Source organism: Bradyrhizobium sp. Ash2021 (genome assembly GCF_031202265.1).
Taxonomy (GTDB): domain Bacteria; phylum Pseudomonadota; class Alphaproteobacteria; order Rhizobiales; family Xanthobacteraceae; genus Bradyrhizobium.
This window is the reverse complement of record NZ_CP100604.1, coordinates 1,346,271-1,371,629: the sequence shown is the minus strand read 5'-3', so window position 1 is coordinate 1,371,629 and position 25,359 is coordinate 1,346,271. Positions and strand designations below refer to the sequence as shown.

Here is a 25,359-nt window from a genome sequence, read left to right as displayed (position 1 = left end):
CGAACCTAATCGAAACTCATGGCCAGCGTGTTAACGGCCGGTTTGACAATCAAAAAATCCACCGGCCGGAACAGCCGGTGGATTCGTTTTTCCTAAAATTTTGTCGTTACCAGCCGGCATTGGGATGGCCGCGGAAATACGGCACGGATGCCTTGGAGCCGTAGTAGCCGCCACCGTAATACGGGCCACCCCCGTAATACACCGGGCCGCCGTAGTAGGTCGGGCCGCCGCCGTAATAACCATAGCTGTCATAATAGTCGCGGCGGTCCTGGGCCGCGGCAATCGCCAAGCCCGTGCCGACGATCCCGGCAAAGGCCGCCGCGGCCGCAGCACCGCCGCCGCGATAATATCTGCGGCGCGCGCTGATGTCGGTCGCGCCACTGGTCCCGGTCGCGGCCGTGATGCCCTTGCCTGAAGGTGCCGAGCCCGCGAACGCCATCGACGGTTCAACCGCCGTCAGCGCGACCGCCACAACCGTCGCCACCGCGCAGGCGCGGCCAATTGATGAAAACACAGCTTTTCGCGCAAACATCGCACTATCCTCCGTGGTCGCATGGCCCGACAGGCCTTGGATAGCTAACCACTGCGCCGATGTTAGGTTCCCCATTCCGAATGGGAGCTGAACGATCTCTGGCGGAATCGTGGCAGTCATCGACCATTCAGACTGGATGCGGCAAAATGCGTGCGTTCGGTGCTTGTTTCGGTGCTTGTAATGACGCGCGCGATGTCGTGAAACAGACACAGCCGGCGCGGCAACTTGCCCCACCCCATGCTGACGTAAGCCCGATGCGCGTAATCCGGACCAAAGCCATCCGCTCGATCCTGGCCGCGCTGATCGGCCTTTGCTCCATCGTGTGCGGCGATCCGAACCAGAGCCTGGCCGCCGACGAACCGAGGCCCCCGATCGCGATCCAGTTTTCGCTCGATCGGCCGATCGAGGCGGGCGCGGCCCCGTTCATACTGGCGTCGGCCCGCGGTCTGTTCAGTTCGGAGGGTCTGGCGGTCGCGATCAATCTCGCCAGCGGATCGCCGGACGCCATTGCACGGGTTGCGGCCGGCAGCAGCGATTTCGCGCTGGTCGATTTCAACGAACTCATTCGTTTTCGCGACAAGGCAAGCGCGCCGCCGATCAAGGCGGTGTTCGTGCTGTTCAACAAATCGCCCTATGCCATCGTCGCCCGCAAGAGCCGGGGCATCCACGCGCTCTCCGATATCGAAGGCAAAACCCTCGGCGTCGCCGAGGGTGACCTTTCGATCCGGCTGTGGCCCGGTTTAGCGCGGCAAAACGGAATCAAGGCCGCAAGCGTCAAGCAGAACAGAATCAGCGCCGCGGTGCGCGAGCCGATCTTGTCGGCGGGGCAGGTCGATGCGGTAGCCGGCTTTTCCTATCTGTCGGCGGTCAATTTGAGGGATCGCGGCGTTCCGGCCGATGACCTTGCGGTGTTTCAATATGCCGATTACGGCTGCGAGGCCTACGGGTTCGCCATCATCGTCAACCCGGCATTCGCGGCCAGGAAGCCCGAGGCGGTGAAGGGTTTTTTGCGCGCAGTCATTGCCGGCACCCAACTGGCCATCCGCGAGCCGGAGCGTGCGGCGGATGAGGTTGTCAGCCGGATGGACGGCGGATCGCGCGATCTCGAACTCGAGCGCCTGCGTACGGTGATCTCCGACAACATCCTCACCGGCGAAGTCAAACATAACGGCATCGGCGGCATCGATACCGCGCGGTTCGAGCGCTCGATCGACCAGATCGCGGAAGATTTCAAATTCCAGAAGCGGCCGACGGCTGCCGATATTTTCGACGATACCTTCCTGCCCCCGCTCAACGGCCGCCTGATCGATTGAGCAAAAGGCGTGGACGCTGGTTCTTGCGCTGGTTCTTGCGCTGGTTCTTGGCGGCGATCCCTGATTAGAATGCGGCTCGACCGCACGCGCCCGTTGCCCCCTCCAGCCATTCCGGCAGTTCCATGCTTCGCCTTTACACCCGCGTCCTGGAGTTGCTCGGCAAGGAGGCCGGGCTCGGCTGGATTCTCGCCGGCGCCAATTTGCTGCTGGCCGGCGCGCAGTTCGCGGAGCCCGTGCTGTTCGGCCGCATCGTCGATGTGCTGTCCGGCAAGCCGTCGACGGGTCCGCTTTCCTCGTCCTCGGCCTGGCCGTTGCTGGGGGCCTGGGCGGCGTTCGGCCTGTTCACCATCGGCTGCAGCGCCGCGGTCGCGCTCAACGCCGATCGCCTCGCGCATCGCCAGCGCCAGGCAGTTTTGACCGATTATTTCGAGCACATCATGCAATTGCCGTTGACCTTCCATACCGGCACCCATTCCGGCCGGCTGATGAAGGTGATGCTGAACGGCACCGATGCGTTGTGGCGGCTCTGGCTCGGTTTCTTCCGCGAGCATTTTGCCGCGATCCTGTCGCTGGTCGTGCTGTTGCCGCTGTCGCTCTACATCAACTGGCGGCTGGCGATCCTGCTGTTCGTGCTGTGCGTGGTGTTCACGGTGCTGACCACATTGGTGGTGCGCAAGACCTACGGCATGCAGAGCGAGGTCGAGGCGCAATATAGCGACCTGTCGGCGCGCGCCTCCGACGCGCTCGGCAATGTCGCGCTGGTGCAGAGCTTCGTGCGCATCGACGCCGAAGTGCAGGGCCTGCGCTTCGTCGCCGACAAGCTGCTGGCCGCGCAGATGCCGGTGCTGTCATGGTGGGCGCTGGTCACCGTCATCACGCGTGCCTCCACCACCATCACCGTGCTCGCGATCTTCACCGTCGGCATCGCGCTGCACGAACAGGGGCTGACCTCCGTCGGCGAGATCGTGATGTTCGTCAGCTTCGCGACCATGCTGATCCAGAAGCTCGAACAGGTGGTCAGCTTCATCAACAACGTGTTCATGGAAGCGCCGCGGCTGCAGGAGTTCTTCGACGTACTCGACGCCGTCCCCGCGGTCCGGGACCGCCCCGGCGCGATCGATACTGGACGGCTCTCCGGCCTGGTCGAATTCAACGACGTGTCGTTCTCCTATGACGGCAAGCGGCCCGCGGTCGAAGACCTTTCCTTTACGGCGCTGCCCGGCCAGACCATCGCGCTGGTCGGCCCGACCGGCGCCGGCAAGTCGACCGCGATCGCGTTGTTGCACCGCGCCTTCGACCCGCAATCCGGCGTCATCAAGATCGACGGCATGGATATCCGCGGCCTGAAGCTGACCGCGCTCAGGCGGAATATCGGCGTCGTGTTCCAGGAAGCGCTGCTGTTCAACCGCTCGATCGCCGACAATCTGCGCGTCGGCAAACCGGACGCCACCGAAGCGGAAATGCGTACCGCGGCCTCGCGCGCCCAGGCGCTGGAATTCATCGAACGCGGTGAGCGGAAATTCGAAACCCATGCCGGCGAACGCGGCCGCATGCTCTCCGGCGGCGAAAGGCAGCGCCTGTCGATCGCACGCGCGATTTTGAAGGACCCGCCGATCCTGATCCTCGACGAGGCGACCAGCGCGCTCGACGCCGTCACCGAGGCCAAGGTTAACGCCGCTCTCGATGAAGTGATGAGGGGACGCACCACCTTCGTGATCGCGCACCGGCTTTCGACCATTCGCAACGCCACCCGCATCCTGGTGTTCGACAATGGCCGCGTGATCGAAAGCGGAACTTTCGATGAACTCGTGGCCAAAGGCGGCCGTTTTGCGGAACTCGCAAGGGCCCAGTTCATGGTGCAGGAAAATGCCCGCGCCAGCATCGAGGCGAAGTAGGCCGGCGCGACCATCATCGCGCTTCGGATTTTGCCGAAATTGCGTCCAATTCGTCCACGATTTAATCCCCGGGCCTCTGTTCTGGATCGGCAAGCCGGTATAGGTTTGCGCTGCGGTAAGCGACCGCGCCGGACACGCTTGAAACCCGAAAGTCAGATGTCAGACCTCCTTTGCCAAGGCGGGTCTCAAAGGACCGGAATCGGATAGTGCATTTTCTTCAACCACTGCTTCGCAACTCATCGTTGATCCGGATATTTTTCGTCGCAGCGCTTGCTGTCGTTACGTCGCGTATGGTGCACGCGGAAGCGTTGCTGGTCGTCGAAGCCGATACCGGAAAGGTGCTGCAGGCGGATAACGCCACGATGCCGTGGTATCCCGCCTCCGTCACCAAGATGATGACGGCCTATGCCACGCTCAAGGCCGTCAAGGACGGCAAGCTGTCGCTCGATACGCTGTTCACGGTGTCGCCCGTCGCCGCCTCGCAGTCGCCCTCCAAGATGGGCTTGCGGCCGGGCACGCAGGTCACCGTCGAAAATGCGCTGGCGATGATGTTGGTGAAATCGGCCAACGACATGGCCGTGGTGCTCGCCGAGGGCGTCGGCGGCTCGATCGACGGATTCTCGGCGATCATGAACGAGCACGCGCAGCGGCTCGGCATGACGCAGACCAGTTACGTCAATCCGAATGGCCTGCCCGCCGACGGTCAGATCACCTCGGCGCGCGATCTGGCGATCCTCGCCCGCGCCATCATTCGCGATCTGCCGGAATACGAATATTTCTACCACATTCCCTCGATCCGCTACGGCCGCCGGGTCACCAACAATTTCAACCATCTGATCGGACGCTATCCCGGCGCCGACGGCTTCAAGACCGGTTTCATCTGCGCCTCCGGGTATAATCTGGTGGGCTCGGCGACCCGCAACGGCAGGCGGCTGATCGCCGTTGTGCTCGGCTCTTCATCCGGCCATATGCGCGCGGTGCGGGCCGCGCAGTTGCTCGAGCGCGGTTTCGCCGCCAACGGACTGTCGTGGTTGCGTCCCTCGCTCGGTACCGTCGACAATCTGGCGCCGATCGATGCCTCGCCACCGAACCTGCGCGACGAGATGTGCGGCGGCAAGCGCCACAAGCCGGCCAGCGACGAGGATGAAGAGACCAGCGCCGCCAACGCCGGCGGTTCTGCGAGCGGCGGCGAGAGCGCTGTCACTTTCTTCACCGCCGGACTGCAGCCGCCAATGCTGAAGCCGTCGGCGCTGCTGGCGGAGGGCCCCGTGGCCTCCGAACCCATGGTGGTGTATACCGGCCCGAAGCGAACCGGAGCGGCCCTGATCGCCGCGGTCGCGGCGGACACCGAAAAGCAGGCGACGCCGCGGCGCGGAAAGAAATCGCGGGTCGCGGCCAGGAAGCCGGACGCGGCGGCTTCGCCCAAGAACGAAGCCAAGACCGAAGCGAAGACCGAAGCCAAATCCGATGCCAAACCGGCCCCGGTCAGGCATGCCAACGCCAAGCCCGATGCCGCCCCGAAGGCGGCCGAAAAGCCCGCCGCCACCGCCGCCAAGCCGGCAGCAAAACCGGCCAAGCCCAAGGCTGCCGCCAAGCCCAAAACCGAGACCAAGCCCGCCGGCTAATAGCTCCGTCGGCCCCCTCGCTTAGGCAAGTTTTTGGACTCCCTGACCGGTTGTTTTTGGCCGACAATGCGTCGATAGCGCGCAGCCGCTTGCCATCGGCCGCGGCATTCTAAATACTGCCAAAAACAAGGCGACCCGGCCAAGAAACGGGGGCTCTAAACCAGAGGGGAAATACCATGGAGCGAATCTGGCTCAAGCAATACCCGGCCGGCGTGCCCGCCGACATCGATGTTACGCAGTATTCATCGCTGGTTGAGCTGCTGGAAGAAAGCTTTGCGAAGTTTTCCGATCGCAAAGCCTTCATCTGCATGGACAAGTCGATCAGCTACCGCGACCTCGACGAGATGTCGCTGGCGCTCGCTGCCTATCTGCAGAGCAAGGGCCTGCAGAAGGGGGCCCGCGTCGCGCTGATGATGCCGAACGTGCTGCAATATCCGGTCTCGACCGCCGCCGTGCTGCGCGCCGGCTATGCGGTGGTGAACGTCAATCCGCTCTACACCCCGCGCGAACTCGAACATCAGCTGAAGGATTCCGGCGCCGAAGCGATCGTGGTGCTGGAGAATTTCGCCACCACCGTGCAGCAGGTGATCGCCAGGACCGCGGTCAAGCATGTGATCGTCGGCAGCATGGGCGACCTGCTCGGCTTCAAGGGCGTGATCGTCAATCTGGTGCTCCGCCGCGTCAAGAAGATGGTGCCGCCCTATTCGATTGCGGGCGCCGTCACCTTCAACGACGCGCTTGCGGCCGGCCGCGGCCTGAAATTCACCAAGCCTGCGATCACGCGCGAAGACGTCGCTTTCCTGCAATATACCGGCGGCACGACGGGCGTTTCCAAGGGCGCCACCCTGCTCCACCGCAACGTGCTCGCCAACGTGCTGCAGAACGACGCCTGGCTGCAGCCGGCGCTGAAGAAGCCGCCGATTGTCGACCAAATGGTCATCGTCTGCGCGCTGCCGCTTTATCACATCTTCGCACTGACCGCGTGCTACCTGCTGGGAGTACGCAGCGGCGGCACCAATCTGTTGATTCCCAACCCGCGCGACATGGCCGGCTTCGTCAAGGAACTGGCGAAGTACCAGGTCAGCTTTTTTCCGGCGGTGAACACGCTCTACAATGGCCTGTTGAACACGCCAGGCTTTGACAAGCTCGATTTCTCCAAGCTGAAAATCGCCAATGGCGGCGGCATGGCGACGCAAAAGCCGGTCGCCGAGAAGTGGCTGGCGGTGACCGGTATCCCGCTGTCGGAGGGCTATGGCCTGTCGGAGACTTCGCCGACGCTGACCTGCAATCCCGCCGACACCGACAAGTTCTCCGGCTCGATCGGCATTCCCGTTCCCTCGACCCATCTCTCGATCCGCGACGATGACGGCAACGAAGTGCCGCTCGGCCAGCCCGGCGAAATCTGCGCCAAGGGTCCGCAGGTGATGGCCGGCTACTGGAACCGGCCGGAAGAGACCGCGAACGTGATGACTGCCGATGGTTATTTCCGCACCGGCGATATCGGCGTAATGGATGAGAACGGCTACACCAAGATCGTGGACCGCAAGAAGGACATGATCCTGGTCTCCGGCTTCAACGTCTATCCGAACGAAATCGAGGAAGTGATCGCGAGCCATCCGGGCGTGCTGGAATGCGCCGTGATCGGCGTCCAGGACGCCAAGTCGGGCGAGGCCGTGAAAGCCTTCATCGTCAAGAAGGACCCCAATTTGACCGCCGAGGAGGTGATCAAATTCTGCGCCACGCAGCTGACCGCCTACAAGGTCCCCAAGCAGATCGAGTTCAGGACCGACCTGCCCAAAACCAATGTCGGCAAGATCCTGCGCCGCGAACTGCGCGACGAGAAGAAGGCCGCGGCCTGAAGCCCCCCGTCGTCATCGCGCGGAGCGGGAATAATTCAAGCCTCGTCATTCCGGGATGGTGCGCCAGCACCAGACCCGGAATCTTGAGATTCCGGGTTCGATGCTTCGCATCGCCCCGGAATGACGGCTTCGCCCATCAAACCACGGTGAGGTAGTTTCCTCCCCACCCCAAAATGCTCTAAGACACACCCGCACATCCCAGGGAGAATTGACGATGACGATCAGCGTTGGCGACAAGTTGCCGGAAGCCAAGTTTCGCGTGATGACGGCGGAAGGTCCGCAGGTCAAAACCACCGACGATATTTTCAAGGGCAAGAAGGTGGCGCTGTTCGCGGTGCCCGGCGCCTATACCGGCACCTGCCACAAGATGCACCTGCCCAGCATCTTCCTCAACGCCTATGCGATCAAGGACAAGGGCGTGAACACGATCGCGATCGTCTCGGTCAACGACGCCTTCGTCATGAACGCCTGGAAGCGCGACACCGACCAGCGCGACGAGGCGGTGTTCCTCGCCGACGGCAATGCCGACTTCACCAAGGCGATCGGCATGGAGCTCGACGCTTCCGGCAACGGCCTCGGCATCCGCTCGCACCGTTACTCGATGCTGGTGGAAGACGGCGTGGTCAAGAAGCTCAACCGCGAGCCCGCTCCCGGCAAGGTCGAGGTTTCCGGCGGCGATACGCTGCTGGGGCAGCTATAAGCAGAGGCCGTCGCCGCACACACAACTGTCGTCGCCCGGCTTTGCTTCCCTTCTCCCCTTGTGGGAGAAGGTGGCGCGCAGCGCGCCGGATGAGGGGTCTCTATCCGCGGAGAGAACCCCTCACCCATCCACGATACTTCGTATCGTGGCCACCCTCTCCCACAAGGGGAGAGGGGAAGAGCCGCTTCGCTCTCCCCGCCTACGCCTTCAACCGCGCCATCGCGACGCCCTCGCGGGCGAGCTGGTCGGCGCGCTCGTTTTCCTCGTGGCCGGCGTGGCCCTTGATCCAGTGCCAGTGCACCTGATGCGGTTTCAGCGCGGCGTCGAGCCGCTGCCACAAATCGACATTCTTGACCGGCTTCTTGTCCGCGGTGCGCCAGCCGTTCTTCTTCCAGCCATGGATCCAGCCGGTGATGCCCTGGCGGACATACTGGCTGTCGGTGGTGAGGTCGACCACGCAGGGTTTCTTCAGCGCTTCCAGCGCCGAGATCGCCGCCATCAATTCCATGCGGTTGTTGGTGGTGTGCGCCTCGCCGCCCTTCAATTCCTTCTCGGTATCGCCGAATTTCAGGATCGCACCCCAGCCGCCGGGGCCGGGATTGCCCGAGCAGGCGCCGTCGGTGAAAACCGTCACCCGGGGCAATTCGCTCACGCCGCACATCCCGGCTGCGTCACGCCGTAATCGCGCAGGCTGGAGACGCTTTGCTGGAAGCGCAGCTTGCGGACATATTCGAGCGGGTCTTTCGGCTTCACCAGCGCGCCCGGCGGCACGTCGAGGAAATCGACCAGACGCGTGAGAAAAAAGCGCAGCGCGGCCCCGCGCGCCAGGAGCGGCAGCGCATCCTGCTCGGCATCCGACAGTTTGCGCTCGCGGCCATAGGCGTTGAGCAGCGCGCGGGCCTTGGTGACGTTGAAGGAATGATCCGGCTCGAAGCACCAGGCGTTGAGGCAGATCGCGATGTCGTAGGCCAGGATATCATTGCAGGAAAACGGAAAATCGATCAGGCCCGACAATTTGTCGCCGAGGAAGAACACGTTGTCGGGAAACAGATCGGCATGGATGACGCCGACCGGAAGGCTCGCAGGCCAGCGCGCTTCCAGATGATCGAGTTCGCGGCCGATGAAATCGCGCAGGCCCGCCTGCACGCTGTCGGCGCGCGGTGCGGCCAGATCGAACAGCGGCCGCCAGCCTTCGACCGACAGCGGATTTTTCCGGAACAGCGGAAAGTCGCGGCCGGCGAGATGCATTTTTGCGAGCGCCTCACCGACCCCGCCGCAATGCGCCGCATTGGGCCGCCGCGGCCACATGCCTTCGAGGAAATTGATGATGGCCGCCGGCCGGTCCGCCAGCGTCGAATAGACTTCGCCCTTGCGGTTCCTGGCCGGCTGCGGGCAGCGCACGCCGCGCTCGGCCAGATGCGCCATCAGAGAAAGAAAGTACGGCAGATCATCGGCCGCCACACGCTTTTCATAGAGCGTGAGGATGTAGGCGCCCTTGCTGGTGTGCATCAGAAAATTGGAATTCTCGACGCCTTCGGCGATGCCCTTGTAGGACAGCAATTCGCCGATGTCGTAGCCTTTGAGGAATTCCGCGAGCTCTTCGGCGGCAACGTCCGTGTACACCGCCATGGGGACGCGCCTTACGCCGCGTCGGGTCGCAATGAACGCGGCAGCGGGAAGAATTCATTCTCTTCGGCGGCCGACACCGTCTCCACATGCAGCTCATAACGCTCGGCGAACGCGCCCATGATCTCCTCGACGATCACTTCGGGCGCCGAGGCGCCCGCGGTGATGCCGAGGCTCCTGATGCCCTCGAAGCGCGGCCAGTCGAGATCGCTGGCGCGCTGCGCCAGCACGGCGATGGGACAGCCCTCGCGTTCGGCGACTTCGCGCAGGCGCTGCGAATTCGACGAGTTCGGCGCGCCGACCACGATCAAAGCATCGACCACCGGCGCCACCTTCTTCACCGCCAGCTGGCGGTTGGTGGTGGCGTAGCAGATGTCTTCCTTGTGAGGTCCGGAGATGTTCGGGAACCGCTCCTTCAGCATCGCGACGATCTCGGCGGTGTCGTCGATCGACAGCGTCGTCTGGGTCACGAAAGCGAGGTTGTTGGGATCCTTCGGCGTAAAGGTCTTGGCGTCTTCGTTGGTCTCGATCAGCGTCACCGCGCCCTGCGGCAATTGCCCAAGCGTGCCGACCACTTCCGGGTGGTGGGAATGCCCGATCAGCAGGATTTCGCGGCCGCGCTTGAAATGGATCGCGGCCTCGCGGTGCACCTTGGTGACCAGCGGGCAGGTCGCGTCGAGCGAGAAGAAATTGCGGGCGCGGGCGTCGGCCGGGACCGATTTCGGCACCCCGTGGGCCGAAAACACCACCGGCGCGTTGGTATTGTCGGGGATTTCGGCCAGTTCCTCGACGAAAATCGCGCCCTTGGTCTTCAGGCTGTCGACCACGTAGCGGTTATGCACGATCTCATGGCGGACATAGACCGGAGCGCCGTAGATGGTCAGCGCCCGTTCCACCGTGTCAATGGCCCGGACCACGCCGGCGCAGAAGCCCCGGGGTGAACAAAGCACGATTTTCAGGTCTGGTTTGGCTGGCATAGGGGCTATCTCGGAGACCGAATCACCCCTCGCCGGCGGGCGGGGAACGGCCAATTCGCATAAGGACTTGGGGCTGCTTTGGGGCACTGTCAAGGCACTTTTGCTGGGCCATTGCGCCAATAGCCCCTCCGGGCTTATATAGGGCCTCAATTCCCGTCATCACTGATGACCACTGACTTCGCCTCCAAAAGAGGTGGGCGGAGCACAAAGGAGATTTGCCATGAGCAATGCACCGCTGATGCCCAAGGCGACGGCCGTGTGGCTGGTTGATAATACCGCGCTGACCTTCGACCAAGTGGCGGATTTCACCAAAATGCATCCATTGGAGGTCCGCGCCATCGCCGACGGCGACGCCGCCCAAGGGATCAAGGGCATGGACCCGATTTCGACCGGGCAACTGACCCGCGACGAGATCGAAAAGGGCGAAAGGGACCCGAACTACCGCCTCAAGCTCGGCGAGAGCAAGGTGGCGCTGCCGCCCGCCGCCAAGAAGAAGGGCCCGCGCTACACCCCGGTGTCGCGCCGCCACGAGCGGCCGAGCGCGATCCTGTGGCTGGTGCGCAACCACCCCGAATTGAAGGACGCGCAGATCATGCGCCTGGTCGGCACCACCAAGACCACGATCGCCAGCGTCCGCGACCGCACCCACTGGAATGCCTCCACCCTGACCCCGATGGACCCGGTGACGCTCGGCCTGTGCTCGCAGATCGAACTCGATTTCGAGGTGCAGCGCGCCGCCAAGGAAAAGCCGGTCCCCGCAGCCTATGGCGGCGCCACTCTGTTGCCGGCCTCCGAGACCACCAAGAAGGAGCCGGAATACGAGCCGACCGAAAAGCAGCGCGACGACCTCAACGTCGACGCCGTGTTCGCCAAGCTGAAGACAATCGGCGGCAAGAAGCAGGACGACGAATAAGGTATTTCGCATTCCCGTTGAGAGATTTTCGAACGCGGCGGGGCAACCGGCCGCGTTTTTGTTTTGGGATGGCGACAAGGCGCTTGCGGCGCGCCTGCCAAGGATTTTAATCCGCAAAACGACTGGTCGGAACGGCGAATGCTTCCGGGGACCGTCCCTCCCGGAAGCCCTGTTACAGATGAGTATTTGTGCCGCGACCGCAACCGGAGTAGCTTTTCCGCGTATTTTGAGAAGCCCTTTGCGGTAAGAGGCCTTTGTGCGCACGGTTCTGATTATTCTGGGGATTTGGCTACTGTTAAACGTGCTGTTCGTGGTGGTGATGACACCTCCGCGCCGGCCGCGAAAGTACGGCGCGCCTCGCTCTTCCGATGCCAACCTCGCGCCCGCAGCGATCGACCAGGAAACGCATCGCCACGATGCCGAGGAAAAAACCTCGCTCAGCTTCATTATCATTTCGGTGGCGATGGGCGCCTTCTTTGTGCTGGCCGCACCGATCGCCGAGGCCGTCGACGCGCTCAAGGGCGCTTTCAGGAAGCAGCCGCCCGCCGAGTGAGCGGCTGCCTCACGCCTTCTTCAAGAACTCCGTGCGCAGCACCAGGCCATTGACCTTGTCGGTGCGGTGAAGCGCTTTTTTCTTCCTTCTCCCTTTGTGGGAGAAGGTGTCTTCGCGAAGCGACGACGGATGGGGGGTCTCTATCGGCTGAGGCAGACCCCTCACCCGTCGCCTCACTTCGTGAGGCGCCACCCTCTCCCACAAGGGGAGAGGGAAGAAGGAGTCCCCTCGCCCGGCTTAGCCGAGTTCGATCTCGCCCAAGATCTCGTGACTGAGACTGACGCCACCGATGGTGAGCACCATTTTGGCAGGCAGTTTCTCATGGCCCTTCAGGCTACCGCTCGCGACGGCGTCGCGGACAGCCTTTTCGATTTCACGCTGCGAGGTGATGCCGACCTTCTTGAGGAAGCCGCGCAGGCTGGTGTTGAAAACGTCCTCGTTCATGGTGCTCTCCCGATGTCACGGTCGGTCCGGATGATTCAGCATGTATTCGCCGAGATCGCGCTGGCGGCGGTCGGCGCGGGCGTTGGCGTTGTTGCGCTGGACGTCGCGGTCCTTGCGGCAGGCGATGTATTCCGACGAGCCGACCGCGACATTGTTGGCGCGGCAGAAGGCGTCGTCGTCATCGCCGCCCGCAATGGTCATGGTCGGCTGCCCCCGCTCGAGGCAGCCTGCGAGCAGCGGGGCGATGAGCAAGAGCGGGATGAGGGGTCGTGCGAATTTACGTCGCATGCATTGTCCGTTCGTCCGGTTTCGTCATTGCCGGGGGCCTGTCCCCGACTTGATCGGGGATGACCCGGCAATCCATCGAAATAAAGGCAATTGCCCGATAGTGGAGGTGGAATATAGGCCTTGTTCCGTCATTGCGAGGAGCGAAGCGACGAAGCAATCCATTCTTTCTTTATGCGGCACGATGGATTGCTTCGCTTGCGCTCGCAATGACGGCACGCGCGGCTACACCCTCCCCTTCAGCGCCTCCCCGATCTCATCGAGCACCTTGGGATCCTCGATGGTCGCGGGCATGATCCAGGCCTCGCCGTCGGCGATCTTCTTGATGGTGCCGCGCAGGATTTTGCCCGACCGCGTTTTCGGCAGCCGGCCGACGGTGATCGCGAGCTTGAAGGCGGCGACGGGGCCGAGTTTTTCCCGCACCAGCGCCACGATCTCCTTTTCGATCTCGAGCGGGCTGCGCGTCACGCCGGCCTTGAGCACCAGGAAGCCGCAGGGCACCTCGCCCTTGATCGCATCCTTGATGCCGAGCACCGCGCATTCGGCGACATCGGAATGCGAGGCGAGAATTTCTTCCATGCCGCCGGTCGAAAGCCGATGACCGGCGACATTGATGATGTCGTCGGTGCGGCCCATTACGAACACATAGCCGTCCGCATCCTTGTAGCCGGCGTCGGAGGTTTTGTAATAGCCGGGGAATTCGGTGAGATAGGCCTCCCTGAAGCGGTCGTCCTGCTGCCACAGCGTCGGCAGGCAGGCCGGCGGCATCGGCAGTTTTATGACGATCGAGCCCATGGTGCCGGCCGGCAGCGGCTTGGCCGCTTCATCGACCACGTCGACCTGATAGCCCGGCATCGGCACCGTCGGCGAACCGTGCTTGACCGGCAGCATGCCAAGCCCCATCGGATTGCCGGCGATGCACCAGCCGGTTTCGGTCTGCCACCAGTGATCTATGACAGGCACCTTCAATTGCGCTTCCGCCCATCCCACCGTCGGCGGATCGGCGCGCTCGCCGGCCAGGAACAGCGTGCGGAATTTCGACAAGTCATATTTGCGGATGAACGCGCCCTCCGGATCCTCCTTGCGGATGGCGCGGAACGCGGTCGGCGCGGTGAACAGCGCCACCGCCTCGTGTTCCGCGATCACGCGCCAGAACGCGCCGGCATCCGGCGTCCCGATCGGCTTGCCCTCATACATGATCGAGGTCGCGCCGTGGATCAGCGGTCCGTAGACGATGTAGCTGTGGCCGACCACCCAGCCGATGTCGGAGCCGCACCACCAGACTTCGCCGGGCTTGACGCCGTAGAGATTGAACATCGACCATTTCAGCGCGACCAGATGCCCGCCATTGTCGCGCACCACGCCCTTGGGGATTCCCGTGGTGCCCGAGGTGTAGAGGATATAGAGCGGATCGGTCGCGAGCACGGGGACGCAGTCGGCGGATTTGTTCGCCGCCATTGCCTTGCTGCGCAGCCCGGCCCAGTCATGATCGCGGCCGGCGGTGAGATCGCAGCCCTGTTGCGGCCGCTGCAGCACGATGCAGGTCTCGGGCTTGACACTCGAAAGCCTGATCGCCTCGTCGAGCAGCGGCTTGTATTGCACGATGCGGCCGGGCTCGAGCCCGCAGCTCGCCGAGAAGATCAGTTTTGGCTTGGCGTCCTCAATTCGTGTCGCAAGCTCCTTGGCCGCAAAGCCGCCGAACACCACGCTGTGCACCGCACCGATCCGCGCGCAGGCCAGCATCGCGATGACAGCCTCCGGCACCATCGGCATATAGAGGATGACGCGGTCGCCTTTGGTCACGCCGAAATCGTGCATGATCGCCGCGAGCGTTTTCACCTCGTGCAGCATCTCGGCATAGGTCAATTTGGTGATGCTGCCGGCCAGCGGCGAATCGTGGATCAGCGCCACCTGGTCGGCGCGACCACCCGCGACATGGCGATCGAGCGCGTTGTAGCAGGTGTTGACCATGGCGCCCGTAAACCAGCAGCCGTAGGGGCCCATCGAGGGATCGAAGATCTTCATGGCCGGCTCGATCCAATCGATCTCGGCCGCCGCCTCCGCCCAAAAACCCTCGGGATCCCGGAGCGAGCGGGCGTAGACCTCGTGATACCGGCTTTTCTCGTGGATGTTCATGGCGTGTCTCCCCGTAATCTGCCCTCCGTCATGCCCGGGCATAGTAGTCTGCTTTGCGCAGACTACGTACACTTGTCTGCGCTCCCGGGCATCCACGTCCTTGCTTCCTTTGAAGAGGTAGGACGTGGATGGCCGGGACAAGCCCAGCCATGACGATGCGAGCAAATAGCGTTGTTCTTTGAGCCATTGTCACGGGAAGCGGCGCCAGATCAAGCCGGAACAGTGCGTCAGAATGCGCGGCGAACGCGACTCTTGCCTCTCCCATTGGGAGAGGTGGAGGCACCCGCCTACTGCTGGGCGGCGGTATTGAGCTGGTCCAGCCGATCCACCATCGCCTGGCGCAGATCGTAGCCGCGGCGGCCGAAGGACGCGTTGCGCTTGTCGATGAAGTCGCGCTGCTGCCGGGTCAGCGCCAGCGCCGCGCGATGGCTGTCGGATTCTGCGCTGGCGATCACCCTGAGGAACACATCGTTGATGTTGCGGTCGAGCTGGGCGAGGCCGGGGTCGGCGCAAATCGCTTTCTCTACCTGACGCTTCGCGGTGGCGCAATTGAAGCTCGGCAAATTCTTCTGGTAGGCCAGCGTGCCCAGCCGTTCGACTTCGAGCGCAATCTCCTGATGGTTGGTGGCCGCGGTCTTGTCGGAGGGATCGAGGCGGATTGCCTCGGCGTAATCCTGCAGCGCGCGGGCCCGATCGCCCTTGCCGCGCCATGCCGCACCGCGGTTGTTGTAGGCACGTTGAAACTTCGGATCCAGTTTCAGTGCCGCATCGTAATCCGCAATGGCGCGGTCGTAGTTTTTCAACGCCTGATACGCATCGCCGCGGTTGGTCAGGAATTTTGGCTCGGGACGAATTCCAATCGCCTCGTCGTAATCGGCGATCGCGCGGGCGTAATCGCCATTGCCGGCGAGGTGCAGCCCGCGATTGTCGAAGAATTCCGGCTGCGACGGATCGATCCGGATCGCCGCGCTGTCGTCCTCGAGCGCGCGCTCGGAGTGGCCGAGCTTGCGATAGGCCGAGGCCCGGTTGGTGTAGGTCCGGGCCCGGCTCGGTTCGAGGCGGATCGCCTGGTCGTAATCGGCGATCGCCTTCTGATACTCGCCCTTGAAATACCAGGCGGCGCCGCGGTCCGAAAACGCCTGGGCGAAATCCGGCTTGAGCCGCAGCGCCTCGTCATAATCCTCGATGGCGCGATCGTATTTGCCGGCATTGTTGAAGGCGTTGCCGCGGCTCTCGTAGCCGTTGGCATTGTCCGGCTCGAGCCTGATGGCCTGGTTCAGCGCCTCAAGCGCAGCCTCCCTCTTGCCGGTCTGGCGAAGGATTTCGCCGCGGGCGCGAAACGCGCGCGCACGGTTGGGGTCTTTGGCAATGACCGCATCGATCTCGGCCAGCGCCTTTTCGCTCGCGCCGTTGCCATAGTGCGCAACGGCGCGGGTAATCATGGCATCGAGGCGGTCGGCGTCCGGCGTCGCCGGATTGTCGATCAGCGCGGTGCAGCTTGCGATCAGCTGGGCGGGAGCCGCAACCGTCAGCGCCGCGCAGGTGACCGGCGGTTCCGCGGGCGTTTCGGCGCGTGCGCCGGCCGACGCCAGGATGGCGATGGCAAGCACCACGCTTGCGGCAAAGGGTGAAATCGATGATCGCATGGCCGGCTCTCAAAATACGGGCACCTCGCGCGGACATGCCGCGTTTGACGCTATGTCGCCGCAGCCTGCGCCGAGGTTCGAAGAGCCTTCGGAATCTCTAAGCGAGCGAACCAGAGTGCGCCGCGAGCACCACTTCACCTCTCCCTTCGGGAGAGGTGAAGCAGCTAATACCCGTCGACGCCCAGCAATTTCTGCAGCCGCTCCTTCATCGCCTTGCGCAGATCGTAACCCGGCCGACCGAACGCGGCATTGCGGCTTGCGATAAACGCGTTCTGCTCTTGCTGCAGCGCGCGCGCTTCACCGGGACTCCTCGCCTCGCCGATCACCCTCATATTGGCCGCGTTAATTTCGCGGTCGAGATCGGCGATCTCCGGATTGGCGCAGATCGCCTTCTCCACCGCGCGGCGAGCGGTGGCGCAATTGAAGCTCGGCTTGCCGGCAACCGCCTTCAGCGCGCCGAGCCGCTCCAGCTCCTGCGCCAGCGACTTGTAATTGCCGCGTGCGGCCGGATGATCGGGCTTCAGCTTGATCGCCGCGCCGAAATCGGCCAGCGCCTTCGGCCGGTCGCCCTTCTTGCGCCAGAGTTCGCCGCGCGCGTTGAAGATATCGGTGAGCGTCGGATCGAGCCGCAGCACCGCGTCATAGTCCGATATGGCGCGGTCGATGATATCCTTGCGCTCAAAGGCGCCGCCGCGTGCGATCAGCGCCTTGATGCGGTCGGCTCTTTCAGTCTTTTCGTGGTCGATCAGCGCGCCGCAGGTACTGACGATCCTGTCGTTATCGTCGCCGGCGGCGGCCGCGGCCAGGCATGGCGCGGGATCTATCAGCAAATCCTTGGCCGGCTCGACGCCGGCCGCGAAGGCGCCGGGCGAGAGTGCGACCCACAGGACGGACGCGAAAACAGCCCTCGTCATATTGAAGCAACCTCGCATCGACTGCCTGGCAAGAAGTTTTCGATATAGGCGTGATCGTAGCAAGCGGTCCGCCGTTCGGACAGCGGCAGATTTGCAATTGATCGCGTCGTGCCGGCCCATATGCGCAATTGCGCATCAGGAGCCGGGACCCATACGCCGCGGCTTATCGGTTCGAGAGAGCTGTTCGACGGCCTTCGCGCTACACAAAAGCCTGTGGCTATGGGTCCCGGATCGGCGCTCGCTATCGCTCGCTTGTCCGGGACGACGAGAGATGAGAGTTAACCCGCCCGACAGGTGAGCCCGCCATCGACGACGAGCTCGATGCCGGTGACATATCTGGACTCGTCCGACGCGAGATACAGCGCCGCGTTCGCGACATCCCAGGCCTCGCCCATGTGTCCCATCGGCACCTGCGCATCGCGGGCGCGCCACATCGCTTCCACATCGCCCTTGGCATAGCTCGCCGCCAGGCCCGCCGAGTGTTCGACCATCGGCGTCTTCATCAGGCCCGGAAGGATGGCGTTGACCCTGACGTGCCCAGCTGCAAATTCGACCGCAGTGGTGCGCGTCATCTGATTCATCGCGGCCTTGCTGGCGCCGTAGCTGACGTAGGAAATGCCGACATGGCGGATCGAGGCGATCGACGAAATGTTGATGATCGACCCGCCGCCCTGCCGCACCATCACGGGAATCACGTGCTTCATCGCGAGATAGGCGCTCTTGAGATTGACCGCGAAGACATGATCCCAGCTCGCCTCGTTGACCTCGACCACGCTGCCCATCTCGGCGATCCCGACATTGTTGTCGAGCACGTCGATACGGCCATAGACCTTCAGGCACGCCGCCGCCATCGCCTCGACCTGATCGGCTTGCGAGACATCGGCGGTGAACGCCGTCGCCTTGCCGCCTTCACTCGCGATGATCTTCACGGTCTCTGCGGCGGCGGCCGCATTGCGGTCGACGCAAAACACCTGCGCGCCCTCGCGCGCAAAGGTCACCGCGGTTGCCTTGCCATTGCCCCAGCCCGGACCGATCGAGCCCGCGCCGACTACCATCGCGATCTTGCCCTTGAGCCGTTCCATCGACTTCTCCCTAATGTTTTCCGTTATCGTTCGCAGGCGCGCATGGTCGTGACGTTGGCACCAATGGGATGCTCGAAAATCTCCGACAGCGTCCGGCAATTTCCGTCCACGCATAACCGCCATTCGCCGGCGGCGCCGGAATTACCGAGGATGACTTCCGGCATCGGCGCCCGCTTCGGCTGCCATTGAAACCAGCCGTCGACGAGGCGCGCGTCCGGCGGCGGCTCCATGCCGGCGCCAAAGCCCTTGATGCGCGCCTGCACCAGTTCGAGGCCTTGTGGCGTGATGTGCCAGTCTTCCTGCCAGGCGGTCTTTTCGATCGAATGGGTCCATACAAGCGTGAACGCCGCGATCGACAGCGTTTTCACGACGCCTAGGGAGGCGAGGCACAGGCTCAAGCCGCCGCCACCGCGTTGCGCGGGCGCTGCCGCCATTGCCAGAGCACGAGAGCCGCCGCGAGCGCAAAACCCAGCGTGTCGCTGAAGCGGAAATCGCCGAGCAGGCACAGCGCCGAGACGAAGGCGAGCGCGATTTCAGGCCACGACAGCCGCGTGAACAAAAAGCCGATCGCGACGATGCCGAACAGGCCGATCGCAACCAGCGCCTTGAAGGTGGCGAGCGCCACGGCGCCGTAGAACCCGAGCTGGGCCGCCATGGGATCGCCGGCCTGCAGCATCAGCGCCGGCGAATACACGAAGATGAAGGGAATGACGTAGCCGGCAAGCGCGATGCGCATCGCCTCCCAGCCGATCTTGTCGGGATTTTCCCGCGCGATCGGCGCCGCCGCCAGCGCGGCCAGCGCCACCGGCGGCGAGAGGTCGGCCATGATGCCGTAGTAGAACGCGAACATGTGGCTGGAAATCAAGGGCACGCCGAGCTTGGCGAGCGCAGGTGCGGCCAGCGCCGCGGTGATGATGTAGGTCGGAATCGTCGGAATGCCGGTGCCGAGCAGGATCGACAGCAGCATGGTCATGATCAGCGCCAGGAACAGGCTTTTCGCGCCGAGCCCTATGATCCAGCCGCCGAAGATGGTGCCGACGCCGGTCTGCGTCATCATGCCGATGATGGTGCCGACGATGGCGCAGGCCATGCCCACCGTCAGCGCCGATTTGGCGCTGTCGGCGAGCGAGTCGCGACAGGCGGCGAGCGTGGCGCGGCCGCCGCGCGTGATTGCCGCGATCAGGATCAGTCCGCCGACCACGCTTGCGACCGGCAGGATCTCCAGCCCGTTGCGCGACACCGCGGCAGCCACCAGCGCCAGCCCGATCCAGAAAACGTAACGCACCACGAGGTTGGAGAAACCGAGCGTGATGCTGGTACCCAGGATCAGCGCCACCGTGAGCGTGAGACCCATGCTGCCGGCGTAGAGCGGCGTAAAGCCTTCGAACAGCATGTAGACCAGTGCCGCCAGCGGCAGCACCAGATACCAGCGCGCCACCAGCGCCTTCCAGGCGCTCGGGATTTCCGAGCGCTTCATGCCGACGAGGCCGTGCTTGCCGGCTTCCAGATGCACCATCCAGAACGCGGAGGCGAAATACAGCATCGCCGGAATCACCGCGGCCTTGACGATGGCGGAATATTCGACGCCCAGCGTCTCCGCCATGATGAAGGCGACCGCGCCCATCACCGGCGGCATGATCTGTCCGCCCATCGAGGCGGTGGCCTCGACGCCGGCGGCAAAGGCGCGGCGATAGCCGAACTTGATCATCAGGGGGATCGTGAACTGGCCGACGGTGACGACGTTGGCGACGCCGGAGCCCGAAATCGTGCCCATCATGCCCGACGCAAACACCGCGACCTTGGCCGGTCCGCCGCGGGTGCGGCCGAACAGGCCGAGCGACACATCGGTGAACAGCTGGATCATGCCGGCGCGTTCGAGGAACGAGCCGAACAGGATGAACAGGAAGATGTAGGTCGCCGACACATAGATCGGCACGCCGTAAATCCCTTCCGTGCCGTAGGAGAGATGGGTGATGATCTGATCGAAATCATAGCCGCGATGATTGAACGGCGCCGGCAGATACTGGCCGAAGAACCAGTACAGCAGGCAGGCACCGCACATCAGCGGCAGCGCCAGGCCCATCAGGCGCCGCGTGCCTTCGAAAATCAGCACGGCCAGCAGCGCGCCTACGGCAAGGTCGGTATTGGTCGGATCGCCGTCGCGCGCGATCAGGTCGGCATAGAAGATCCACTGATAGAGCCCGCACAGGAATCCGACGCCACCGATCAGCCAGCCGACCGCGCGGCCGAAAGCGTTCTTGGCGGTGAAATTGCCGATCAGGCCGAAGGTCATCAGGATCAGGAAGCCGACGTGCACGCCGCGCACCACCTGGCTCGGCAGCACGTTCCATGCCGCGACCACGAGCTGGAACACCGCAAACGCGATGCCGATGAGGTAGGCCAGATGGCCCCAGCCGCCGGGGCCAAAGCCTTCCGGAAACCCGTGCTCGAAATTGTCGAATTCGACCTTGACCTGCGCTTCTGCGCCCTCGGCCTGCAGCATGTGAATGATTCCCCCGCCCGTGCCCGCGACGCTTATATCACCGGTTCGACCCGGGGAAAGGTCATGGCAGGCACGGCGGACGCGGAGGGCGCTACTTGATCAGCCCCTTCTCCTTATAATAGCGGATCGCGCCGGGGTGCAGCGGCACCGGGCTGCCGGTGGCTGCCGTCTCGAGCTTGATCTCCTTGCCGGCGGAGTGCGAATTCGCCAGTTCCGGCAAGGATTCGAAGATCAGCTTGGTCATCTGGTAGGCGAGGTCGTCGCTGACGGCGGAACTCGTCACCAGATAATTGATCACGGCCGCGGTCGGGACGTCCTTGTCCTGGCCGGTATAGGTGTTGGCGGGAATGGTCACGGAGACGAAGGGCGGGCCGATCTTGTCGACGATCTCCTTCGGCACCGACACCACGGTGATGTCGGCCGAGGTCGAGAGATCCTTCAGTGAGGCGACGCCGAGGCCGGCCGATTGCAGCGTCGCATTGAGCTGGCGATTCTTCATCAGGTCGACGGATTCGGCGAACGGCAGATATTCGACCTTGCCGATGTCCTTGTAGGTCATCCCGGCGGCGGCCAGGATCGCGCGCGAGTTGAGCTCGGTACCGGATTTGGGCGCGCCGACCGAGAGGCTCTTGCCCTTCAGATCGGCCAGCGTCTTGATGCCGCTGTCGGCGGTGGCGACGATCTGGATGTAGTTCGGATAGATCGCGCCGATGGTGCGCAGCTTGTCGAGCTTGGACTTGAAGCCGGCCTCCTCGTCGCCTTCCCATGCGGCCTTGAGTGAGTCGCCGAGCGTGAACGCGATCTCGCCGCGGCCCTGCTGCAGCAGGATCAGGTTTTCGACCGACGCCTTGGTGGCCTGCACCTGGGTTTTTACGTTCGGGATCTTGTCGCCAAAGATTTTCCCAATGGCGACGCCGAGCGGGTAATACACGCCGGAGGTGCCGCCGGTCAGCACGTTAATGAATGATTGGGCTTGGGCGGCAGGCGCCGCCAAAGCCGCTGCCGCCACAATTGCGGCCGCCATCAACTTCGAATTCATGAGCATTATTCCCCCTAAAAATTCCGCCGGAAATTGGACGGGGCGAGGCCCCCGGTCAACCCATCCAAACGACGCACGCGAAGGTCAAATACGCATGCGCGGTCGCGCCGGACGCATGCGGGAACCGGCGAGACCGGCAGTATCGAGCCGGAGTGACGATCGGGCAGCGAGATGCGACACGGCGTTCCGCGCCATCCGCCTCGCGCATCGAAACGTCGCGCAGCTGAAATAATCCGAGGCGCGATTCTCGCCTCGAAGAGCTCGCTGCAGTGGCACGAACTGTGGACAAGCCGACAAGCGAACACAGACGTTAACGCGCATCCAGCGATGAGACATCGGCGCGGGCGCGCGCGTCGGTTCATGGGGCAAGCCCAAGGCGTCAACCGACAACGGTTGGGCGCTGTCCTGGTATCTCGCAGCCCGATTCGTTGCCGATTTCGTTACAATTTTATTCTCAATGCCGGTTTTAACCCTACCAAAGCAATCATCGCTGCGTCCCTAAAACTCCAAGATTACAGCCGCCGCGCGGATGTACGACTATCGTCGGCATCTTTGGAGACGGCGAGAATGATTCACATCAATCCCAGCGAACACGCGCGACCCGTCGGGTTCGGACAACGAAAGGTAATGCCGCGCGCATGCGTCACCGACGGCAAAAAGCACCTTCGAACCTTCCTTTCCGACGCTCTCGAGGAGTTGGGCTTCATTACCAGCGAATGCGGCCAGGCCAGCGAGCTGGCTGCCGTCCTGGACGCGCAACAGCCCGATTTGTTCGTCCTCGGCGTGTCTTTCGACGGGGTCGAGGTCGGTAAAATTCTCGAGACCCTGGTCAGGAAGAATTTCACCGGCAAAGTTCTGGTCATCGGTCAACCGGGATCGATCATGGTAAAGGCCATCAGGCAAATTGGCGAGGAATACGGTATCGCGATGCTGCCCTGCCTGCAGACGCCTTTCAGCGCGGGGACGCTGCGCGACAGCGTCGCGACGCTGCTGCCTTCAGAACCGGCGCCGAGCCCGGCGGTGGACGTGGCCGAGGCGTTGAAGGCCGGCTGGCTCGAATTGTGGTATCAGCAGAAAATCAATGTCCGCACCCTGGTGCCCAGTGGCGCCGAAGCGCTGGTGCGGATGCGGCATCCCGCCTGGGGTGTGGTTCCGCCGGCCTACTTCATCCCCGACGACAAGGATCCGCATTTTCGCGGCCTGTCGGAATTCGTGATCGGCCGCGCCATCGAGGATTGGCGCTACCTTCTCGAGCAGCAGGGGCCGGTCGATCTCTCGATCAATATGCCGGTGTCGTTTCTCGGCGATCGGCAGGCGGTACGCGATCTGTGCCGCGCGATGCCCGATCATCCTGCGTTCAGCGGCTTGCTGATCGAGATCGACAGCGCCGAGGTGATCGGCAATCTGGATCTCGTGATCGATGTCGCACGCGACGTGCGCCTGCATAATATTGCGATCGTGCTCGACAATGTCGGCGCGGAATGGCCGGCGCTGATGGGGCTTCGGAGCTTTCCGTTCGTCGAGTTGAAGGTCGATCATCAATTCGTCACCGGCTGCGCGGATGACCGGCTGAAAGCGACGGTGTGCCGCCGAATCGTCGAACTGGCCCAGGACCATGGCGCGCGCGCGGTGGCCCAGGGCGTCGAGACCCGCGCCGATTTTCTCGCCGCGCACGGCATGGGCTTCGATCTGATGCAGGGCTACCTGTTCAACAAGCCGATGGGGATCAGAAAATTTGCCCGGTCGCGCTCCTTGCTGGCGTCCAGCCCGGACAGAAGGCCATGAGCGGCCCCCGGCAGGTCCGGACCTGCCGCCTTCACTGAAACGACATGTCGAGGCATTTCGAGATGTCGGAGCCGAGTCCGTTGATGATGCAACCGCGTACCTTCAGCGCATTGTTGTCGCTGGCCCACACCGAATAGCCGCCGGGACCGAAGAACGAATTGGTGTTCGGCTCGGCTCTGGCAACAGTTCGGTTCCCCGCGTAGTCTGAGTGCGACCCCGGCCCATCAGAGGCCGGTTCTACCGGGAGAACGCCACATGCATCTCTATCGCGCCGTTGGATTGTCCTATGGATTGTTTTTGGGATCTGCCATCCTGCTCTGCAGCTCCAGCCTCAATCTCGCTTATGCAAAGCCGTTCATGATCGTCGGGAACGACGAGAAAGTCTGGTGGGACGACGATGGAAAGACCGTCCTGTCGGCGCCCGGCAAGGATACGGTTCTGATCGTCGATCTTGCCGATCCTGAAAATCCCAAGATCGTCGCCACCCTGCCCCTTAAGAATTCGATCGTCGGACCGCCGGTCAATGTCGACATCGACCCATCAGGCTCGGTCGCGCTGGTAGCGGATTCGGTGGACGTCACCAAGGACGGCGACGCGCTGAAACAGGTCCCCGACAACAAGGTTTACGTCATCGACCTCAAGGCCAGCCCGCCCAAACTGGCGGCGACGATCACCGCGGGCAAGCAGCCGTCGGGACTGAGCATCAGTCCGTCCGGCAAGATGGCGCTGGTTGCCAATCGCGGCGATAACTCGATCAGTGTGCTCTCGCTCAACGGCACCGACGTCAAGGTCACCGACACCATCTCATTCCCCGACAGCGTTGCGCATGTGGTCTTCACGCCGGACGGCAAGCGGGCGCTCGCGGTACGGTTTCCCGCGCACAAGGTATCGGTACTCGACATCGTCGGCGACAAGGTATCCTACAACAAGGTCGATTTGCCGACCGGCCAGTGGCCCTACAATGTCGTCGTCACGCCCAATGGCAAGATCGCACTGACCTCCGACAATGGCGGCGCCGGCTCGTCGGACGGCAGCGTCGACACCACAAGCGTGATCGATCTCGAGGCCACTCCGCCACGCGTCATCGACCGGGTGGTGGTCGGTGACGGGCCCGAGGGGCTTGCGATGTCCCCGAAGGGCGATCTTGCGGTCGCCGCCATCCTGCGCGGCTCCAACATGAAGAAGGCGTTCTTCTACCAGAAGAACGGCAGCCTCTCGATCTTGAAGATCGACGGCAAGAAGGTGACGAAGACCCAGGATATCGAGGTCGGCGGATTGCCGGAGGCCGTCATGTTCACGCCTGACGGGAAGTACATCCTGGCCGGGAACTACATGACCCAGGATTTCTCGATCTTGAAAGTCAATGGCACCAGGGTCACGGATACCGGCAAGCGCTTCAAGGTACCGGGACATCCGGCTTCGGCACGCATGGGACACTGAAGCAGCGCGCCTGGTTCGCAAACCGGGCAACAGGCCAAATCTCCCGCGATGCGCTGACCGGCGCTTGAGCCCGGTCAGCGTTCGACGCCGCA

Annotated in this window: 22 protein-coding genes; 9 read left to right on the top strand and 13 right to left on the bottom strand. The window is 63.3% G+C overall.

All coding sequences use genetic code 11. From position 1 onward, the window contains the following. Positions 1-106: 106 nt before the first annotated feature. Entirely contained in the window at positions 107-532 is a 426-nt protein-coding gene (locus tag NL528_RS06505) for a hypothetical protein (protein ID WP_309181871.1), read from the bottom strand. 254 nt (positions 533-786) lie between these two features. On the opposite strand from NL528_RS06505, the gene NL528_RS06500 reads away from it, so the two are divergent. The 5 genes from NL528_RS06500 to NL528_RS06480 all read left to right on the top strand — a co-directional run bounded on the left by NL528_RS06500 (position 787) and on the right by NL528_RS06480 (position 7,924). Then, a complete protein-coding gene (locus NL528_RS06500; protein WP_309181870.1) occupies positions 787-1,845 on the top strand; it encodes an ABC transporter substrate-binding protein in 1,059 nt (352 codons plus the stop codon). Positions 1,846-1,967: 122 nt separating this feature from the next. After that, positions 1,968-3,740, top strand: coding sequence for a glucan ABC transporter ATP-binding protein/ permease (locus tag NL528_RS06495; RefSeq protein WP_309181869.1), 1,773 nt, complete (start codon positions 1,968-1,970; stop codon positions 3,738-3,740). 206 nt (positions 3,741-3,946) lie between these two features. Next, on the top strand, positions 3,947-5,365 hold the full coding sequence (locus NL528_RS06490; protein WP_309181868.1) for a D-alanyl-D-alanine carboxypeptidase family protein: 1,419 nt from the start codon (positions 3,947-3,949) through the stop codon (positions 5,363-5,365). Positions 5,366-5,541: 176 nt separating this feature from the next. Further along, positions 5,542-7,224, top strand: coding sequence for a long-chain fatty acid--CoA ligase (locus tag NL528_RS06485; RefSeq protein WP_309181867.1), 1,683 nt, complete (start codon positions 5,542-5,544; stop codon positions 7,222-7,224). 214 nt (positions 7,225-7,438) lie between these two features. After that, entirely contained in the window at positions 7,439-7,924 is a 486-nt protein-coding gene (locus NL528_RS06480; RefSeq protein ID WP_309181866.1) for a peroxiredoxin, read from the top strand. Positions 7,925-8,123: 199 nt separating this feature from the next. Here the strand turns inward: NL528_RS06480 and rnhA are convergent, their stop codons facing one another. From rnhA to ispH, 3 genes are read right to left on the bottom strand one after another with little or no spacing between them, the layout of a single operon-like run. Continuing rightward, positions 8,124-8,585, bottom strand: a complete 462-nt coding sequence (gene rnhA / locus NL528_RS06475) for a ribonuclease HI (RefSeq protein ID WP_309181865.1) — start codon at positions 8,583-8,585, stop codon at positions 8,124-8,126. Then, on the bottom strand, positions 8,573-9,553 hold the full coding sequence (locus NL528_RS06470) for a homoserine kinase (RefSeq protein WP_309181864.1): 981 nt from the start codon (positions 9,551-9,553) through the stop codon (positions 8,573-8,575). The genes rnhA and NL528_RS06470 overlap by 13 nt, the downstream gene beginning before the upstream one ends. Positions 9,554-9,564: 11 nt before the next feature. Further along, positions 9,565-10,527, bottom strand: coding sequence for a 4-hydroxy-3-methylbut-2-enyl diphosphate reductase (gene ispH / locus NL528_RS06465; protein WP_309181863.1), 963 nt, complete (start codon positions 10,525-10,527; stop codon positions 9,565-9,567). A gap of 220 nt (positions 10,528-10,747) precedes the next feature. On the opposite strand from ispH, the gene NL528_RS06460 reads away from it, so the two are divergent. Next, positions 10,748-11,440: a DUF1013 domain-containing protein gene (locus NL528_RS06460; RefSeq protein WP_074271078.1), complete on the top strand. Its 693-nt coding sequence runs from the start codon at positions 10,748-10,750 to the stop codon at positions 11,438-11,440. Between the two features lie 256 nt (positions 11,441-11,696). Further along, positions 11,697-11,993, top strand: coding sequence for a hypothetical protein (locus tag NL528_RS06455; RefSeq protein WP_309181862.1), 297 nt, complete (start codon positions 11,697-11,699; stop codon positions 11,991-11,993). 237 nt (positions 11,994-12,230) lie between these two features. Here NL528_RS06455 and NL528_RS06450 read toward each other — a convergent pair whose 3' ends face one another. From NL528_RS06450 to NL528_RS06410, 9 genes are all read right to left on the bottom strand, one after another. Beyond that, positions 12,231-12,437, bottom strand: coding sequence for a DUF6494 family protein (locus tag NL528_RS06450; protein WP_309181860.1), 207 nt, complete (start codon positions 12,435-12,437; stop codon positions 12,231-12,233). Between the two features lie 15 nt (positions 12,438-12,452). Continuing rightward, positions 12,453-12,725 (bottom strand): hypothetical protein, encoded by a 273-nt coding sequence (locus NL528_RS06445; protein WP_309181859.1) that lies wholly within the window; start codon positions 12,723-12,725, stop codon positions 12,453-12,455. A 222-nt stretch (positions 12,726-12,947) separates the two neighbouring features. Then, entirely contained in the window at positions 12,948-14,858 is a 1,911-nt protein-coding gene (locus NL528_RS06440; RefSeq protein WP_309181858.1) for a propionyl-CoA synthetase, read from the bottom strand. 287 nt (positions 14,859-15,145) lie between these two features. Then, a complete protein-coding gene (locus tag NL528_RS06435) occupies positions 15,146-16,504 on the bottom strand; it encodes a tetratricopeptide repeat protein (protein ID WP_309181857.1) in 1,359 nt (452 codons plus the stop codon). Positions 16,505-16,668: 164 nt separating this feature from the next. Beyond that, positions 16,669-17,418 (bottom strand): lysozyme inhibitor LprI family protein, encoded by a 750-nt coding sequence (locus NL528_RS06430; RefSeq protein ID WP_309181856.1) that lies wholly within the window; start codon positions 17,416-17,418, stop codon positions 16,669-16,671. Positions 17,419-17,696: 278 nt separating this feature from the next. After that, positions 17,697-18,500 (bottom strand): glucose 1-dehydrogenase, encoded by an 804-nt coding sequence (locus NL528_RS06425; protein WP_309181855.1) that lies wholly within the window; start codon positions 18,498-18,500, stop codon positions 17,697-17,699. A gap of 23 nt (positions 18,501-18,523) precedes the next feature. Further along, complete coding sequence (locus NL528_RS06420; RefSeq protein ID WP_309181854.1) at positions 18,524-18,934, bottom strand: DUF1850 domain-containing protein; 411 nt, start codon at positions 18,932-18,934, stop codon at positions 18,524-18,526. After that, positions 18,895-21,003: a TRAP transporter permease gene (locus tag NL528_RS06415; protein ID WP_309181853.1), complete on the bottom strand. Its 2,109-nt coding sequence runs from the start codon at positions 21,001-21,003 to the stop codon at positions 18,895-18,897. The genes NL528_RS06420 and NL528_RS06415 overlap by 40 nt, the downstream gene beginning before the upstream one ends. Positions 21,004-21,094: 91 nt before the next feature. Then, the gene (locus NL528_RS06410; RefSeq protein WP_309181852.1) at positions 21,095-22,042 is read right to left on the bottom strand and encodes a TAXI family TRAP transporter solute-binding subunit; all 948 of its coding nucleotides are present in this window, start codon (positions 22,040-22,042) and stop codon (positions 21,095-21,097) included. Positions 22,043-22,669: 627 nt separating this feature from the next. Here NL528_RS06410 and NL528_RS06405 point away from each other — a divergent pair. Beyond that, positions 22,670-23,827, top strand: a complete 1,158-nt coding sequence (locus NL528_RS06405; protein ID WP_309181851.1) for an EAL domain-containing protein — start codon at positions 22,670-22,672, stop codon at positions 23,825-23,827. A 255-nt stretch (positions 23,828-24,082) separates the two neighbouring features. Next, positions 24,083-25,267, top strand: a complete 1,185-nt coding sequence (locus tag NL528_RS06400) for a YncE family protein (RefSeq protein WP_309181850.1) — start codon at positions 24,083-24,085, stop codon at positions 25,265-25,267. The last annotated feature ends 92 nt before the right edge of the window (positions 25,268-25,359 follow it).